A 17,208-nucleotide genomic window follows, 5' to 3' on the forward strand; every position below is an offset into this window, starting at 1 on the left:
CAGATCAAGGAGCCTTGTTCTCGACCAGGCAGTTCCCACCATCCACCACGATGACTTCGCCCGTGAGGTAGCTCGCCTCTGAAGACGCAAGGAACGCAACCACTGCAGCCACCTCTTCGGGACGTCCGGCCCGGCCCATCGGTGTGTAACCGGCCGCCTTGGCTTCCTCGGCAGTGGTCGACCCTGTGGTGATCCAGCCAGGAGCGACGCTGTTTACCGTGATCCCTTGCTGGGCGACTTCCAGCGCCAGGCTCATGCCCATTCCAACCATCGCGGCCTTCGCGGCGCTGTAAGCCGCTTCACCGGGGTTACTGCAGCGGGTGCCGGTAGTGGAACTGATGTTGACGATGCGCCCGTAACGACGCGCCCGCATCCCGGGCAGCGCCGCCCGTGTAAGCAGAAAAGCCGTGGTCAGGTTTCGCGCCAGCGTAAGGTTCCAGGTGTGCAGATCCATGGTTTCCAAGTCGGAAAAAAACTCCGGGCTTCCTTGCATGGCCATGCCCGCGTTGTTGACCAGGATATCGATCTGGCCCCAGAGGGACTCTGCCCACAGGATAAACTCGCGCACCTGATGCTCATCGGTAAGATCGAGGGCCCGGCCTTCGACTTCGAACCCTTCGGCGCGCAGTTCTGCGACTCGATCATTGATTCGCGCACTGCTGGCGGTGATGATCAGTCTGGCTCCCGCCGCGCCAAGCCTGCGCGCGATCGCCATGCCGATTCCGATCTCACTTCCAACCCCACTGACAAGGGCCACAGGGTTCTGTCCGGTTGGGTTTGGCATGGTGTCTCCAGAGGTTGTAGGTGATTGCCAGGTGTCATATATACACCCTGATCAATCTCCGAATGCCGCCCACCTGCCGCCCCCTATAGCGCCTTGCTTGAATCAAGCAAATTGCGGAAGCCAAAGCGCGATCTGCGGAAACAGGATCAAGAGCGCGATCAACACAAGTAATACGAAACAGAAAGGCAAGGTGCCGTAGACCACATCCAGGAATTTGCCTTTATTACGAATACTTTGCACCACGAACAGATTCATCCCGAATGGCGGGGTGATTTGTCCCATCTCGCACAGGATGATGAGTATCACGCCGAACCACAGAGGATCGAAACCCAAGGCGATAATGACTGGCACCACCAGCGGTGCGGTGGTGATCAACATGGCCAGCGTGTCCATGAAGCAGCCGAGGATGATGTAGAACAGGATGATTGCCAGCAGCGTGCCCATCGGCGACATGTCGAGGCCTGTCACGAAACTGACCAGGGTTGATGTCAGCCCGATGGATGACAGCACGAAGTTGAGGAAGAACGCCGACAGAGTGATGAAAATGATCATCCCGGTCGTGCGCATGGTGGATTCAAAGGCCTGCCCCAGGTTTTGCCAGGTGAAGGCGCGACGCCACAGGCCCAGGGCGAACGCGGCGATGACCCCCAAGGCCGCCGATTCACTGGCGGTCGCAAAGCCGCTGTAGATGGCGCCGACCACCAGGGCGAAGATGGCCAGCGGCGGCAGCAGGTCTGGAAGGCTGTCCAGCCGTTCGGCCCAGGTCGAGTGTTCCTTTTTGCCGCCCAAATCGGGACGGATAAGGCACGCCAACACGATGATCGACACGAACATGAAGCTGAGCAGGATGCCCGGGATCGTAGCCGCCAAGTACAACTTGGGCACTGAGAGATTGGCGATCAGCGCGAACAGAATCATGTTGATCGAGGGCGGAATCAAAATGCCGAGTGTACCGCCAGCGGCGATCGAGCCAAGGAACAGCGGGGCAGGGTAGCCTTTTCGTTCCTGCTCCGGCAGGGCGAGGGTCGAGATGGTGGCGGCGGTCGCCACGCTGGAGCCGCTGGTTGCCGAGAACAGTGCAGAGGCGCCAATGTTCGAATTCATCAAGCCACCGGGCAGCCAGGAAAGCCACTTGGCGACGGCACCGTACATGCGCCCGGCGACGCCCGAGCACACCAGTAACTCGCCCATGAGTATGTAGAGCGGGATAGCGACCAACAAAAATTCGGCGCTAGTGCTCCAGGCTATTTCGCCTATGGCGTTGCTGAGCGGCAGTGTCGAGAACAGTGCTGACAACGAAAGGCCCAGCAAGCCGACGCTGACCGCCGCAGCCACGCTCAAGCCAAGCAGGGCCAGTAGGGTGAAGAGGGTAAAGGCGAGCATTTAGTGCGCTCCATTCGACGGGGTCGTTGTGTGCCCTGGTGCGGGACGGTGGGTTTCTTCTTGAATGTCCTCCTCGACGGAATTGATGCCGATCAGTGCACCGATCGATGCCCATCGTTGCTGGCGCAGTTGGATTACGCTGGCGCAGCCCAGCACCCCGATGGTCAGGGCAAAGAACAGGTAGCCGGCGAACCAGACGGATTGAGGTACCCACTGCGGGATTTGCAGCGGTGTGGTGGAAGTCGAGCGGTACTGGATGGAATCCCACAGCACGTCCCATGCGTGGAACAGCACGGTGCCGACGAAAAGCGCCATACAGCTCAACGCCAGCAGGTCCAGGGAGGTCCTGAATTTGAGGGGCATGCGCGAGTAGACGATGTCCACCCGGATATGGGAGCGTTTTAACAATGCGATGGGAAAGGCCCAGGTGCTGACAATGGCCAGGACATAGCCAGCTATTTCGTCAGCACCACCTAGGGATAGGCCGATGGTTTTGCGCAGGATCAGGTCAATGCCGATCATCAGTGCGGTGCCCATCAGGGCAATACCGCCCAGCCAGGCGCTCAGCCTGGCAATGCTGTTCACGAGCCGGATAGCAAAAGATTCAGTGCGTTGCATGGATGGGGTTCTCCGCAAACGTGTGGGCGTTCAGAACGCGCAACAAGCTTTGTCGCGCAGCTCCACGGGTGTTCAACGCATGGGCGCGGGTCAGGGGTTGTGCAAGCTCACGCCAAGGGACGCGCCTGCCGTGGCATTCCAGCGCTCGACACACGGCGCACCGCAACGCTTGCCCCAATCGTTGGCAATCTTGAGAACGGCGTCCTGCAGAACCTTCTTCTCGGCATTTGTCGGCGTGCTGACCTGCATATGGGCCGGACGGTGAATCTGGCAGTCAGGCGCGCCGATGTTGCAGGCCAATGCAGAGTGATTTTCTTTGGCGGTTTCTTCCCACAACCGGTCTTCCAGGACCTGGGATTGTGCCTGGAGCAGGCGTTGTGCAGGCTCAGGCAACGCCTGCCAGCGCTTCAGCCCAATGGCATAGAAACCAATCGACCAGTCCACCGGGAGGTTGTAGAGGTGGTTGGCCACGTCATACCACCTGGCCGCGTTGCCTGAGCCAATGCCCGTTACCGCACAGTCAATGACGCCGGTCTGCATGGCCGTCACCACCTCGGCGAACGGCAAGGTCATGGGCGATCCGCCGAGCGCCTTGATCAACTCGGACATATTGCGCCCGCGTACGCGAATCTTGCGCCCCTTGAGGTCGGCGATCGAATTGACGGGGTCACGACAGAAGAACACCTGCGCCGTGTAAGGCACCGTCGCCAACAGCTTGACGCCATGTCGTTCGGCCATGCGTTCTGCCAACACCGGTTTGAACGCCGTCGAAACCCGATGGGATGTTTCAATATCGGCGGCCATGCCAGGCAGGTCGATCCCTTCGAAAAAGGCATCGTCGCCGGCCACGAAAGCAAAGACGCCCATGCCGATTTCAACCGCGCCAGAGCGGATCAAACGCACCATCTCAGCGCCTTTGAGACCGCTTTCCGATAGCCCTCTGAGACGCGCCGTGACGGTGCCACCCGAACTGTCGGGCAGGGTCTTGTTCCAGAACGGTTTCTCCACCGCGCGGAAGGTGTAATTGTGGCTGCCACCGCCAATCACATTGAAGTGGGTGGTCGCCTGGGTGTCCGCCAAGGCGGCGGGCCCGATCAGGCCGCAGAGCATGGCGAAGATCAGAAGGGGAGTCTGGTACGGTTTCATGGTAGTCCTGTTGTTTTTTTGAGGGAGCTACATGGCAGAAACGAAATGGCAACGTGCGTCTGTGTTTTCTTGTTCAGGATCGGCCCAATGTGGCGGCGTCGATGATGGATCTGGAACCTGTGACATCCGGGAATTTCTCGCCGTTTGCCAGTCTTGCCAAGGTGATTTTTTCGTTCTCCTGAAACTCTATTGCGCGCCGCGCCAGTGGGAGAACCTGGCCCGGGGTAATGACGACGATGCCGTTCTCGTCAGCCACCACCGCATCACCGGGATGGACCACGACACCGCCACATTGAACCGGGGTACAAAACTCGCCTTCTTCGCCCTTGACCCGAGTGGTAATGGCACTGGCGCCCCAAGACCATATGGGAACCCCATGTTGGCGCAATTCGCTCAGGTCGGTGACGAATCCATCAATGACGATGCCGGCGATGCCGGCCTGCTTGGCCGCATACGCCATGGCGCCACCCATGGCTGCCGTGACCCGTTCACCGCAACGATCCACGATCAGAAAATCACCTGGCCTGGCGCAGCCCATCGCGTAATGCAAAATGCCCCCATCGGCTCCAGGCATTCTCACTGTAATGGCGGTTCCAACAGCTCTAATGTCTTGGAAATGGGCTTTAATATGGGCACTTAGAATACCTTTAGTGACAAAGTGGCCAATGGTTGCCGGCTCGGCCGCAAGAAGAATCGAAAGTTCTTCCGTGGCGATCTGTTGCGGTAGTTCTTTAATGATATACATGCTGGGATTTACTTGTTTTTGATGAATGTCTGATACAGTCAGTGCAGCCTAACAAGCATGAATCCAATGCGATAATAAAAATCAACGAGTCAACGCCAGGACGATTTTTATCATGAGAATTACCCTGATGCAGATCGAGGCCTTCTATTGGACTGCTCGATTAGGTGGTGTCCATGCTGCCTCGCGACATCTTCATCTGACACAACCGGCCATCTCCTCTCGAATTCGCGAGATGGAGTCGTTGCTGAGCGTGAAACTTTTCGACCGCAGCAAGCAACGCATGATCATCACCGCCGATGGCCTGATCGCCCTGCAACATGCCGAGTTGGCGCTCAACAACAGCATCAAGCTCGAGCAGTTCGCGGCCAAGCAAAAGCACAATCGCAGATTGCGCGTCGGCGCTGACGAGTGTTCGGCAATGGTCGGGCTGACCGCGGTCATCGCCGAGATCAAGGCGCATTTTCCAGAGATTACCCTTGAAATCACGATTGATGTGGGGGCGGTGCTTAATCGAAAGCTCAATGATCACGAGCTTGACCTGGCACTCCTGACCAATCCGATGACGCGAGACGATGTCACCGACATCTTTCTGGGCTGGATGACCTTCCAGTGGGTGGCTGCCGCACAGTTGGAAATTGAAGGCGGGGCATTTCTACCGGAACATGCTGGCGCCTATCCCATCGTGACGCATTCCGCGCCCTCAACCTTGTACTCGGTCGTTGAGCGCTGGTTGAAAGAAGGGGGGAGTGTGTCCGAGGCTTTTCACTCCAGTAATTCCCTGGCGTTCATTGCCAAGATGATCTCTGCCGGACACGCTATTGGTATTCTTCCTGTTCCGTTAATTCGAGACATGTTGGCAGTGGACATGTTGAAAGTGTTGCCCAGTCATCCACCCATCGCGCCGGCGAGGTTTTGTTTGTCTTATTTAACAGAAAGGCCCGATGTGCAACTCGATGAGTTGGTCGCCCTGACTCGGGCGACGCTGTTGCGTCAGAATTTCTTGGTTAACTAGTCGTTTCCATTTATTATTTAAGGCCGAATCAATGTATTGGTTCGGCCTTAAACTATAGGCTGTTATTTATAAGTTGCGGGTCCTCAGACGCAAGTGTGTTGAGCCCCTTGGAACGTTTTTTGGATCGCGGCGATGTGTTGTCCCGCCTGATTCAGCCATGAAAGATCACTGCCCATCAGCAACATGTCACAGCCCATGTCCAACAGGCGCCTGGCTGTTTCCGTGTCTGCAGGAAAGCAGGGCACCATGACTTGGATGGAGCGTTTGTGGCATTTCTCGATCAGTAACGCCAAGCGCGTCTGGACTTCGGGGTTGCCGAGGCGATAGTCGACCGGCAATTGACGGGACAACGAGTAATCCGCCGGACCGAAATGCACCGCATCGATGCCTTCGACATCGAGGATTTCATCGATGTTGTCAAAGAACTCGTAGCTCTCGGCCATGGGCACGATCACGCTACGGGCGTTTTCCTCTTGCGTGTAATGGGCCCAGTCAAATCCAGGGCCGGCGTAATTCGCCGAGCGAACCGAGCTGTCACCGCCGCGTCGGCCCAACGGTGGGAATTTGCTGCAGCGGATGATTTCGCGCATCTGGCCAGCGTTGTGGACCTGGGGGACGATGACCCCCGCAGCGCCCATTTCCAGCGCCTTACGGATGTCCCATTCGAGGGTGCCACGAACGCGAACCAGGCTGTGGATGGCGGCGTAGTGGGCCGCCAGAATCAGTTTTTCCAGGTCTTTATCGACGCCCAGAGCGGTGTGCTCGGCATCGATGAAGACAAAGTCCAGCCCCCAGTTGCCAGCCACTTCGATGGGCATGCAGGCCGTACTGTAGATGTTCATCCCGAACGTCGGGCCGTCCGCCATTCGATCTTTCAACGAGGTGATCTTCTTGTGCATTGCAATTACCTGAGAAGGCGTTATCGGTGGCGGTTGTGTCAGAGGCGATAGGTCTCTGGCAGACGGTCGCGGAAGGGGTGTATCTCGAACACGCCGGGGTCGCGGATCAATGACTTGTTGCGCGCCTTCCCCAGGTCGATGTCGACGCTGAAGATGCCGTCCTCTTGTCCGGCGCGAATCAAGGTCTGGCCGGACGGTTCGATGATGTGGCTCATGCCGATGAACTGCATGCCACCGTCCATATCGTTACGGTTCGCGGCGACGAAATAGACGATGTTCTCGGCAGCGCGCACGTTGCTGAAAATGTCCGGCAGCAGGCGCGCCTGCTCGGGCCAGGCCGCGGGCAGGACAACGATATCGGCCCCCTCCAGTGCCAGGGTGCGTACGACTTCCGGGAAGCGGATTTCGTAGCAGATCGCCAGGCCGATACGGCCGATTTCAGTATCGAATACCGGCGGTGTCCATTCGGCTGGGCGATCAGTGAAACGATCACCGATCATGAAGGGCAGATGGCGCTTGCGATGCAGGCCGATGATCCCTTTGGGTCCTAGCAGCGCGGCGGTATTGAAGATCGACTCGGCGTATTGCTCATAGAAGCCGACGACAATATGGATGCCGGTTTCAGCGGCGACCGCCAGCAAGGGATTGAGGGCATCGAGGCTGATGGCGCCTTTTTCCAGGTCTTCGCGGCTGTCGAAGGAGCCTCCGGTCAGCAGGCATTCGGCAAAGGCGATCAAGCGCGAGCCTTCTTTTGCGGCTTGCCGTGACAGCTCAGCGACGTTGTCGATGGTTTGAGCCGGATTGCCGACAACAGGGTGGATCTGTGCGACCGAAATTTTCATGGTTTGATTTCCTCGTGATGGATTGGAAGGCGTGCGCTGAGAGGGGTGCTCAGCGCAGCGGTGGGCGGCGCCGTTATTGCGGGTGGTAATCCACGGCCGTGTAGACTTTCTTCACCAGTTCGGGATTGATCTGCGCGGCGTATTTGTCGATCACCGGGCGGATTTTCTGCTGGATGCGCGCGATCTCTTCGGGGGCCAGTTCGTTGACTTGCATGCCGGCACTTCGCAGTTCGGCAATCGTCCGGCTGTCGGCCTGGCGGGAAATCTCCCGTTGCTCAAGGCGCACTTCCATGGCGACCTCTGTCAGCAGCGCCTTCTCATCGGCATTCAAGTTGTCCCAGAAGGGTTTGCCGATCAGGACGATCTGCGGGTTGTAGTTGTGATGGGTCAGGCTGAGGTATTTCTGCACTTCATTGAACCTTGAGGCGAGGATCAGGGCTGCCGGGTTTTCCTGACCGTCCACGGTGTGGGTTTCGAGCGCGGTGTGCACTTCGGTGAAGGGCAACGGTGTTGGATTCGCTCCGAGTGCTGTCCACACATCCAGGAACAACGGCGATTGTTGCGCGCGAATTTTCAGGCCGGCGATGTCTTCCATCTTCTGCACCGGCCGCACGTTATTGGTCAGGTTGCGCACGCCCAGCTCCCAGAACGCCAGGCCCACCAGGTTCTTGGCGGGCAACTGGTCGATCAGCATCTTGCCGACTTCGCCATCGAGCATGGCGTCGACCTTGGCGGTATCGGTGTAGATAAAGGGGAAATCGAGAATGCCGAAGTCAGTCACATGATTGAGCATCAGGCCGGCGTTCCAGGTCATCATTTCCACCACGCCGCCCTGTAGTGAGGAGAGCACCTGTACGTCGCCGCCCAGTACGCCATTGGGAAAGGTCCGTACTTTGATCTTGCCGCCACTGCGTTCATTGACCTTCTTGGCAAACAGCTCCATGCCAATGGCCGGCGGCGTTCCCTTCGGGCTGGTGGCGGCAAACTTGATCGTGTGAGCGTTGTACTCGGCGGCGAAACTCAAACTGCTGGCCAGCAGGGCAGCCAGGACGGTTAGATGCTTGATCATGGTTTTTCCTTTTTCTTGTCGGTTGTTTTAGTGGGCGAACCATTGCGCTGGAACAGTGACCAGGTCAGGGAAGATCACCAGGAGGAAGAGGACGATGGTTTCGGCGATCAGGAACGGGACGGTGCCCTTGAGCAGCGCTTCGTAGCGCATGTTGCCGATGCCGCAGACGACGTTGAGCACCGTGCCCACGGGCGGGGTGATCAGGCCGATGGAGCAATTGATCATGAACAGCACGCCGAAGTAGATCGGGTCGATGTTCGCGGCGGTCACGACAGGCACGAGGATCGGCGCCAGCAGCAAAATCGTCGGCGTCAGGTCCATGACCATGGAGATCAGCAGAATCAGCAGCATGAGCACCACGATCAGCAGCTTCGGGTTGTCCATGAGCGGTTGAATGAGGTCGATGATCTGCCCCGGAATGTCCGCGATGGTGATCATCCAGGCCGGAATCGAGGCGGCGGCGACCAGGAACATGACGGCCGCGGTCGTTTTTCCTGCGCGCAGCAGCAATTCGCTGAGTGACTTCAGGCTGAGCTCACGGTAGATCAGCGACGACACCAGCAGCGCATAGACACTCGCCACCGCACCCGCCTCGGTAGGCGTCACGATGCCGAAGCGCAGGCCGACCACGATGATCACGGGCAACAGCAGCGCCCAGGTGCTGTCAGCCAGGGCCTTGAGGCGTTCCTTGCCTGACGCCTTGGGGCTCAGCTCGATGTCGTTATCGCGACGGGACACCAGCCACCAGGTGATGACCAGCGCAGTGGCGATCATCAGCCCCGGGGCGATACCCGCCAGGAACAGTTTGGTGATCGACAAGCCGGAGGCGACCCCCAGGACCACGAATCCGATGCTGGGTGGAATAATCGAACCAAGCACCGAGACCGAGGCGATCAGACCGCCGGAGCGGTTGCGGTTGTAACCTGCGATGACCATCATCGGCAGCAGTAGCGCGGTCAGTGACGCCGCATCGGCCAGTGCCGAGCCCGACAAGCTGGAGAGCAATACCCCGGCGAAGATGGTGACGTAGCCAAGGCCGCCGCGCAGATGGCCGACCAGGGAAATAGCCAGGTTGATGATGCGCTTGGACAGGCCACCGCTGTTCATGACCTCGCCGGCGATGATAAACAACGGAATGGCCAGCAACGGGAAGCTGCCCGCCGAGTTGATGATGTTCTGCGCGATGATCTGGCCGTCGAACAACCCGAGCAGCCACATCAGGGCCACGCCGCAGAGGATCAGTGCATAGGCGATTGGCGCGCCTATGAGCAAGGCGGCCATCAGCACGCCGACAAAAACGCCCAAGGCCATTATTTGAGCACCCCGTGTGCGGCTGAGGACAAGGGCACGCCGGCCGGCGTGGCCAAGTGCTTCACCAATTGAACGCAGAGCAGCAGGGTGCTCAAGACGCAAAAGACCAACCCGGCGCCATAGAACAAGCCCATGGATATGCCGGTGGAAGGGGCGCCCACATGCAGGTTGATCACTGTCTGCTGCCAACTGCCCTGGAGAAACAGCGACGTGGCGAACAGCATCAGCAGATAGGTCAACGTCAACAGATGTTTGGCTATCTTGGGCGAGACACGGCTGGTCAGGATATCGACGCCGATATGACCCTTTTCATGAAGCATGAGTTGGGAGCCGGCGAAGACCAGCCAGACGAATGCCAACCTGGAAATTTCTTCAGCGAAGAACAAGCCGGAATTAAAGCCGTAGCGCAACACGACATTGGCGAAGATCAGCGCCGTGATACAAACCAGGCACGCAATGATCAATACCTTCAGCGTTAGAAAATAGAGTTTCAGTACGGCGTTCATCGTGCTTGCACCAGGTTGAGGCTGTGGGGCGGTGTTGCAAGGAGAACCGCGCCGCTGAGCCGATTGGAGCGCGCTGCAAGAAGATGCAAACGGAGCATAAGTAAGGTCACCTTTTTATTATTTGTTATATGTCGTCGTACGACATGAGTGAGTCTTTCCTTCCGCCGTAGTTGTGTCAATGCCAAAGCCAGTGCTGGCTAAGTCAATGTTCTTATTAACTAGATAAGGAATATTAATCAGTTGGGAAGAGGTTGGCGAAAGTTGCGGCCATCTGTTTTAAAGATTGTTTTATTTATTGTTGTATGATGACGTATGACATCAACTGCTTTCCAATGACAATCAAAACAGGTGATAAAACAATGACTCCGTCTGAGCTTAAATCCGTCCTTTCCTCGGGGCTGCTTTCGTTCCCGTTGACTGATTTCGACAGTCGCGGTGAATTCAACGCCGCTGGGTATGCGCGGCGCTTGGAATGGTTGGCGCCGTATGGCACGAGCGCGCTGTTTGCAGCAGGGGGAACCGGGGAGTTCTTTTCCCTGGCGGCCGATGAATACAGCGCAGTCATCAAGACCGCAGTCGATACCTGCGCCAGCAGTGTGCCGATCCTGGCGGGGGTGGGCGGGTCCACGCGCCAGGCGATTCAATATGCGCAAGAGGCTGAGCGGTTGGGCGCCAAAGGGTTGCTGTTGCTCCCTCATTACTTGACCGAGGCGAGCCAGGAGGGTGTGGCTGCCCATGTCGAGGCCGTATGCAAATCGGTCAGGATCGGCGTGGTGGTTTACAACCGCAATGTGTGCCGCCTGACCGCACCGCTGCTGGAACGGTTAGCCGATCGCTGCCCGAATCTGATCGGCTACAAGGATGGCCTGGGCGATGTTGAATTGATGGTGTCGATCCGTCGTCGCCTGGGTGATCGACTCTCGTACCTGGGCGGTCTGCCGACGGCCGAGGTCTATGCCGCGGCCTATAAAGCGCTGGGGGTTCCGGTGTACTCGTCGGCGGTATTTAACTTCGTCCCTAAACTGGCGATGGATTTCTATCACGCGATTGCCAGGGAAGATCAGGTGGCCGTTGGCAAAATGATTGACGACTTCTTCCTGCCCTATCTGGACATCCGTAACCGCAACGCGGGTTACGCGGTCAGTATCGTCAAGGCCGGTGCAAGAATTGTCGGCCATGACGCAGGCCCGGTACGTACACCGCTCACCGACCTGTCTTCTGAGGAGTACAGGCTGCTCGCTGCGCTGATCGAAAAACAGGGCGCGCAATAACCCCACCATGATTCAAAACCACTGAAGACACAGTGGTCGGCGAGACAGTGACGCGACGCCCTGCAAGAGCAAAGCTCTCGCGGGGTGTTTTGTTTTCTGGAGGGCAGCGGACTGCCCGATATTGAGCTCATGTTGCTGCGAGGCGACTCCTGGTCGAAAGACAGCGCTTGCTCATTGCCCGAATAACAAGCGCCTTTGCCGCCAAGCCGGTGCGCTCGTGGGGAAAAGCACTTCGGTTAGTCGATAGCGGGCGATGCCGCAGGCGGCGGCGATGCGCTGGCGTTGCTGGCCGTGGATAAGGGCTTGCTGAAAGCTGTGTTCGCTATGGGCCAATCCCAGCATATAACGAGTACCCGCCTGGAAGTGTCCGCCATTGGCTTGCCACCATCTTTCGATTGCCTGCGGGTCAGGCCAGGGCAGGTTTTCATCGGGGTCCATCGCGACATTGGGGTCTTCAGGGTTGTCGTTCGGGCCCGCATCGAAATCCGGCAGGTCCTGCAATTCCAGGTCGAGTAGCGCCAGGTCAGCACCGGTGATCAGGCTGAAGGCTTCACCGGCGACCCGGGCATAGGGCAGGTCGCTCATCTGCTGGATCAACCACGGTACGCAGACCGGATCGCCCAGCAGTCCAAGGGCCTGGATGCCGATGCGCCGATCCCTGGGATCCTGTACCCACTGGCGTATCCAGGCGATGCTGGGCTCGCGTTCCTGCCAGGCCAGCACTACGCAGAGCGCGCGGTACTGGAACTCGCCCGGTTGCCCGGCGAATTGTCGCAATGGCTCCAGGGCTTGCGCGTCGCCCATCTGTGCGGTGGCCCAATTGGCCCAGAAGCGCGTGGCCGTATTCTCATGCAGACGATGGGTACGAATCGTCGGCAGCAGGTCACGTCGGCGCAACTCGCCAGCCGTACGGGCGGCACGTGCCAGCACGCTGGGGTTGGTATCGGAAAGTCCGATAAGCAGGGCGGGGCCCGGATCGTGGCGATGCATGCCGCAGGCCGCGAGGCCGAGGCGGCGGAACAGGGGCTCGGGGGAGGCGAGCAGGCGGTCGATCCAGGGCGCGACCCGCGGCCACTCCAGCCAACCCAAGGCCGCAGCCATATAGCGTTCGCTTTCTCCGTGGGCGCGCATATGTCCAGCCAGGGTGGCCATGGCTGCGACATGGCCGGTTTCGAAGGCCAGCACCGTGGCGGCAAATACCTCCCCCAACGCGGTGGGGGTCAGTTGCTGCAGCAGCACCTCCAGTCCGGGTAAACCTGCGATGTGTAGGCCGTCCAGATGGGCTTCGATGCGATTGTCCAGGGTGGTCAAGTGTACGAGGTCGTAGTGGGGTGCCCGAACGGCGTAGTCGCGCAAGCCCGCGAGGAACGTTACCTCTTCGGCGTGCTGGTCAATCACAATCGAAGACATCATAAGGAGCCTATCTGGGAAGGCCCATCGGTCAAAGCCAGACAATTACTCAAACGATCCTCGTCCATTCAACTCCATCAAAAGACATAAGATCGAATTCACCATTCGACCACATGACGTCAGTACCGGCGCTCAACTGGTAACAGGACGCCGGAGGATCATCACCGAAGTTCACAGGCTCCAATTGCGATTGTTTCAACCGATAGACATTGGACATGGTAGAGACGTAAAGAGCATCGATAAACCATTCCAGATCCCAGATATTATCGGAGACTACCGTTTGATCGATGACGCTCCACATGTCCTTGCGCCCTTGCAACAGCACACCGTGATGGCCCGCTATGTACACCGCTCCATCAGGTGCGCACCTGACCGATGTGAGAGTCACCGATGTCGGCGATTCGCAAGGGCGCCAATGACGACCATCAAATAGCCATATCGCGCCATCCCGGCCAACTGCATAGATTTCTGTATCTGAGAAACCATGAATCGCCTGCACGTTGAAAGTTTTCGGTAAGCCATCATCGACCCGTACCCAACGTTTGGGGCCGTCAAAGCGGTACACCATACCCCTTAGGCCGACCGCAAAGGCTTTTCCGTTTATCGCCGCCACCGCGCGAATACCGCCCGTTCTCGGCTCTTGAGGTGCAGGTGTGCTGTCGTCGAATATGTCACCGGTAGTGGTGCCGCTTGCCATGATGGCTGAGTAATAGCCGACGCCAGAGATGGAAATGAGTCCAAGCTCAGGCTGAGAAACAACGGCTAACGAATGGGCATCATAGTTGGCCTCGCCCCTGGTAAAAGTGCCATCCTTGTATTTGAACGTAATGGCGTGTGGAATCTCATCGGCTTCTTTTTTAGGGTCTGCGGCATAGATATAACCAAGGCCCGGTAGACGTACTACCGCAGTGCGCATGATGAGGCCTTTCAACGGTGTGTCAGGCATGTGGAATCTCCTTGAAAATAGATGTCATAGGGTCGTCGTATCCGAGGGTTCTGGAACGCGTCCGGCCGTTGATGGACGGATTTGGTCCGTCGGACCGATATTCATCTGTTGATGACCTTCTCGCATTTGGCTTTGCGTGCAGCCCTTATCGCACTTACTGCCACCTTTTTCGGCGGCCTGCGCTCCGACCGCTTCGGCTTCGGCAACACTCCAGCGAGCATTTGGATCAATGGTCTTGCCGGTAACATGTGGCGCAACGGCCGGATGACTCACCGTGAGGAGGTTCGTCTCTTCATGAATGTCACCGTGGGTCCCGGTGGAGTGACTATGGCCATCTTCACAAATGCACGGAGCCTTGTCGGGGTCGTACTTATTGGCTCCTTGCGCATCGAGCAGGAGCGCCTTACCACCTTTCCCTCTCTCCTTGAATTGTGATTTAGGCACTACATGGTGTGGTGTTTTCCCGTCACAGCAGTTCGAGGGTGCATAGGGTGTAAGCACGCACTCCATTGCTTTTTTGCATTTTGGATCACCGCACAAGTCCGCTGATGCGCCGGCCCGATTGACCGCACCTGTTGAGTAGGTGTTTGCATCGACATGGCGCTGGCAATTGTTATCTTTCAATCCCTTTGCTACGGCGTGACAGGGATGGGAATCGTTGGCTGCCGCAACCGTGTCAATATAGGGCCAAGTAGGACTATTGCCCGGCTGCGACGCATGGTTATGGGTCGTCAGGTCCATGTTCCTGACTACATTTTCCCCCTCGAACTTCACATCCATCGACCATGCAGTGAAGTACACCTTTCCCTTGATCTTGCTGGTCACTATCCCTTTCTTCGGTGCGTTTCCAGCTTCATCCCCTGTGCTGGTTTTGAAGTAGCTCTTGTTCTTGAGCATGACCTCCTTGCCACTGATTTTTACCGTCCGTGATCCATTGATGGTGTCCTTCGCCATGCCGGTATTGGGGTAAGGAATCGGAACCCCCAGCGGGGTAGGCGGGGCCTGGGGTGGGGTGAAACAGACATCCGGGAACGCAGCAATGGACTTGCCATCCGCCGCCTTGCAGGATATCTCCATACCGTTGGCAAAGACCTCGTTGGCCATTACGCAGCCCTCACCGTCTGGTAACTGAGCAGTGCGACGGCGCGTTCGCCAGCGTCGTTGCCCAGGTGGCAGAAGATGTTCGGCCCTTCGCCATAGCCCTTGCGACTGGCGGCCAGTGCCACGGCGAGTATCACCGGGCCGATGGCGGCGCCGACTTCGCCGATGCAGTCGGCCGGGTGCCAGAGATGGAAGAATTCCTTGCGCACGCGCAGGGTCCGGCTGAGGGCCAAGGAGGCTTCCTTGAAGTAGTACTGCTCGCCGGAGATGTCGGTGAGCCGATAATCCATTTGCTCCAACCCACAGCCGGCTTCGCTAAGGGCCGCCCGTACAGCTTGGGTCAGGCCTTCGGCGCGCAGGGGAATGTCTTCGGCCTCCACAGTGGCCTTCTCCACGCCGAACCCCAGGCCGATGCAAGCCAATTGCGGCTCTTCGCTGGCTACGGGGGCGGCCAGGACCACGGCGGCGGCGCCTTCGCCGGGGATAAAACCGTTGGAATTCTGGCTGGTGAGCAGGCGTTCGCGTGCTTCGAAAGCGGCCAGTGTCGGTCCGTTCAAGAAGGAGTCGACGCCGACAATCAGTACGTGGCGATGGCCGCCCTGGTAGATCAGCGTACGCGCATTAAGCAGGGCCACGGCAGCGCTGACCCGTCCACGGGCGATGACGTTGGAACTGGGATGAAAGCGCAAGCCCAGTTCGGCTTCGATGGCGTGCAGCAGCCCCTTATCGAGACCATCGAGGCGGCCGGGGCGCTCGGCTTCCGCTACCCCCAGCAGCAGCGGAGTCTTTTCCGGATCGACGTTGGGGGTACTTTGTAGCGCCTCGGCGACGGCGCGGGCGGCCATCTTGATCAGCTTGGTGCGGCCGCGCCAGGGTTGTTCCAGAGGTACGCTGGCGGCAATCAGCCATTCGCCACCTTGGTCAATGAAGCGAGTTTCCTGAAAGTTGTCGATGGCGCAGCGGATCGCCGCGCAGCTCGCCGGTGCACTGAGGCCGACAGCGCTGACCATGCCAGAGCCGATGATGCAAAGAGCGCTCATCAGTCCGTCTCCTCGGGAGCGCGCCTGGCTTTTACCAGAGAGGAGAGCGACGGGTAGTAATCCTTGCCCAGTTTGCGGGCGCGCCACCAGCCCGTGGACATAGTGCCGACCAGCACCTGGGCGATCTCGAACATATTGCGTCGTAGTGGACGGGAGACACGCCAGGTCAGCTGCACCTGGAGCGCGTCTGTGTCGATCAGCAGGGTATCGATCACCGCCTGCACCGTCTCATGACCACCTTTTTTCAGGAAGAAGGTCACCGGCACGTCCATTTCAGGGATGCGAAAGCCCGCGCGCTCCCGGGGCGTGAGGTTGAGCAGTAGCACATCCTCGCCGCCACGCAGGTAAGGAATCTGCTGATCATCAGGGGCAGCCTGAAAGTAGCGGCTGTCGAAATCCTGCGGCAGAAACGGAAAGCAGTCGGCCAACCAGGCATCGTCGTAAGTACCGGCGAAGCGAGCGCGCTGCGGCCAACTGCGGCCGATGGGGCCAAGAGCCATTGGGCGGAAGTCGCCAGAGGGACTCTCGATCGGCTTGCCCAATTGCTCGGTGTTCGGCATCGGCATGCCGACAATGTCAGCACTCCCCATGCTACGTGGGAACCAGCCACATCCGGTCGGATTGTCCGGGTAACAGTGACGCATTTCAGGGTCTTTCGCCATCGGATGGCTGCCGCCAAAAGCCTGGGCATAGGAGATGTCCTGCTCGGTAAAAGGCTGCGGTAAGCCGGGAGAAACGCCCAATAGCCCCGGTTGCCATTGTCGGGGACCGAGGACGGAAAAGGCCTTGCTCATCTGACCGATACGAATGCCCGCGGCCAGCTGCGTCACGGGCCGCCCACCCGGGGCATAGGCCTTGCCGCGTACCAGTACATCGCAAAACGGCTTGATCGGGGCGAAGTCCATTTCCTGAAGCGGAGCGCTGAGGCCAGGCTCGTCGAAGAAAGTATCGGCCATCAGCAGTGGCTGCTGAGTGTCGGCGAGGGTTGCCGGACGGCCGTCCAGCGGCAAATTGAAAGTGCCTTTGGCCACGATCACCAGGGATTCGCGGCCATCGGGCTCCAGGCCTTGGGTGTAGGCAGCAAGCAGTTTGCTGGCGTTGAGCAGCTCCATGAGTCGACTACCT

General features: G+C 58.5%; 17 protein-coding genes. 2 read left to right on the forward strand and 15 right to left on the reverse strand.

The window, feature by feature from the left end; all coding sequences use genetic code 11:
• Nucleotides 1–4: 4 nt before the first annotated feature.
• From PSH57_RS14615 to PSH57_RS14635, 5 genes are all read right to left on the reverse strand, one after another.
• Nucleotides 5–784, reverse strand: a complete 780-nt coding sequence (locus PSH57_RS14615) for an SDR family NAD(P)-dependent oxidoreductase (protein ID WP_305383638.1) — start codon at nt 782–784, stop codon at nt 5–7.
• A 102-nt stretch (nt 785–886) separates the two neighbouring features.
• Nucleotides 887–2,167 (reverse strand): TRAP transporter large permease, encoded by a 1,281-nt coding sequence (locus PSH57_RS14620; protein WP_305383639.1) that lies wholly within the window; start codon nt 2,165–2,167, stop codon nt 887–889.
• Nucleotides 2,168–2,785, reverse strand: a complete 618-nt coding sequence (locus tag PSH57_RS14625) for a TRAP transporter small permease subunit (RefSeq protein ID WP_305383640.1) — start codon at nt 2,783–2,785, stop codon at nt 2,168–2,170. It lies immediately after the preceding gene.
• Nucleotides 2,786–2,875: 90 nt separating this feature from the next.
• A complete protein-coding gene (locus PSH57_RS14630) occupies nt 2,876–3,931 on the reverse strand; it encodes a TRAP transporter substrate-binding protein (RefSeq protein WP_305383642.1) in 1,056 nt (351 codons plus the stop codon).
• Nucleotides 3,932–4,004: 73 nt separating this feature from the next.
• Entirely contained in the window at nt 4,005–4,676 is a 672-nt protein-coding gene (locus PSH57_RS14635; protein ID WP_305383643.1) for an RraA family protein, read from the reverse strand.
• A 112-nt stretch (nt 4,677–4,788) separates the two neighbouring features.
• On the opposite strand from PSH57_RS14635, the gene PSH57_RS14640 reads away from it, so the two are divergent.
• Nucleotides 4,789–5,688, forward strand: coding sequence for a LysR family transcriptional regulator (locus PSH57_RS14640; protein ID WP_305383646.1), 900 nt, complete (start codon nt 4,789–4,791; stop codon nt 5,686–5,688).
• Nucleotides 5,689–5,771: 83 nt separating this feature from the next.
• Here the strand turns inward: PSH57_RS14640 and PSH57_RS14645 are convergent, their stop codons facing one another.
• From PSH57_RS14645 to PSH57_RS14665, 5 genes are all read right to left on the reverse strand, one after another.
• Nucleotides 5,772–6,587 carry an HpcH/HpaI aldolase family protein gene (locus PSH57_RS14645; RefSeq protein WP_305383648.1) on the reverse strand — a complete coding sequence of 272 codons (816 nt, stop codon included), beginning with the start codon at nt 6,585–6,587 and terminating at the stop codon, nt 5,772–5,774.
• A 38-nt stretch (nt 6,588–6,625) separates the two neighbouring features.
• Nucleotides 6,626–7,429 carry a carbon-nitrogen hydrolase family protein gene (locus tag PSH57_RS14650; RefSeq protein ID WP_305383651.1) on the reverse strand — a complete coding sequence of 268 codons (804 nt, stop codon included), beginning with the start codon at nt 7,427–7,429 and terminating at the stop codon, nt 6,626–6,628.
• 73 nt (nt 7,430–7,502) lie between these two features.
• On the reverse strand, nt 7,503–8,498 hold the full coding sequence (locus tag PSH57_RS14655) for a TRAP transporter substrate-binding protein (RefSeq protein WP_305383654.1): 996 nt from the start codon (nt 8,496–8,498) through the stop codon (nt 7,503–7,505).
• Between the two features lie 27 nt (nt 8,499–8,525).
• On the reverse strand, nt 8,526–9,809 hold the full coding sequence (locus tag PSH57_RS14660) for a TRAP transporter large permease subunit (protein WP_305383655.1): 1,284 nt from the start codon (nt 9,807–9,809) through the stop codon (nt 8,526–8,528).
• On the reverse strand, nt 9,809–10,315 hold the full coding sequence (locus PSH57_RS14665; RefSeq protein WP_305383656.1) for a TRAP transporter small permease: 507 nt from the start codon (nt 10,313–10,315) through the stop codon (nt 9,809–9,811). Before PSH57_RS14665 ends, PSH57_RS14660 begins: the two co-directional genes overlap by 1 nt.
• Before the next feature lie 359 nt (nt 10,316–10,674).
• On the opposite strand from PSH57_RS14665, the gene kdgD reads away from it, so the two are divergent.
• The gene (gene kdgD, locus PSH57_RS14670) at nt 10,675–11,586 is read left to right on the forward strand and encodes a 5-dehydro-4-deoxyglucarate dehydratase (RefSeq protein ID WP_305383658.1); all 912 of its coding nucleotides are present in this window, start codon (nt 10,675–10,677) and stop codon (nt 11,584–11,586) included.
• A gap of 171 nt (nt 11,587–11,757) precedes the next feature.
• Here the strand turns inward: kdgD and PSH57_RS14675 are convergent, their stop codons facing one another.
• Genes PSH57_RS14675 through PSH57_RS14695 form a run of 5 tightly spaced genes read right to left on the reverse strand, consistent with a single transcriptional unit; the run spans nt 11,758 to nt 17,195 of the window.
• On the reverse strand, nt 11,758–12,999 hold the full coding sequence (locus tag PSH57_RS14675; RefSeq protein ID WP_305383661.1) for a TIGR02270 family protein: 1,242 nt from the start codon (nt 12,997–12,999) through the stop codon (nt 11,758–11,760).
• A gap of 46 nt (nt 13,000–13,045) precedes the next feature.
• Nucleotides 13,046–13,942 carry a WD40/YVTN/BNR-like repeat-containing protein gene (locus tag PSH57_RS14680; protein ID WP_305383662.1) on the reverse strand — a complete coding sequence of 299 codons (897 nt, stop codon included), beginning with the start codon at nt 13,940–13,942 and terminating at the stop codon, nt 13,046–13,048.
• Nucleotides 13,943–13,966: 24 nt separating this feature from the next.
• Complete coding sequence (locus PSH57_RS14685; protein ID WP_305383665.1) at nt 13,967–15,046, reverse strand: HNH/endonuclease VII fold toxin-2 domain-containing protein; 1,080 nt, start codon at nt 15,044–15,046, stop codon at nt 13,967–13,969.
• A complete protein-coding gene (locus PSH57_RS14690) occupies nt 15,046–16,086 on the reverse strand; it encodes a hypothetical protein (protein ID WP_305390389.1) in 1,041 nt (346 codons plus the stop codon). The genes PSH57_RS14685 and PSH57_RS14690 overlap by 1 nt, the downstream gene beginning before the upstream one ends.
• On the reverse strand, nt 16,083–17,195 hold the full coding sequence (locus tag PSH57_RS14695) for a DUF2169 family type VI secretion system accessory protein (RefSeq protein ID WP_305383666.1): 1,113 nt from the start codon (nt 17,193–17,195) through the stop codon (nt 16,083–16,085). The genes PSH57_RS14690 and PSH57_RS14695 overlap by 4 nt, the downstream gene beginning before the upstream one ends.
• Nucleotides 17,196–17,208 lie beyond the last annotated feature (13 nt).

The organism is Pseudomonas hefeiensis (assembly GCF_030687835.1).
Classification (GTDB): domain Bacteria; phylum Pseudomonadota; class Gammaproteobacteria; order Pseudomonadales; family Pseudomonadaceae; genus Aquipseudomonas; species Aquipseudomonas hefeiensis.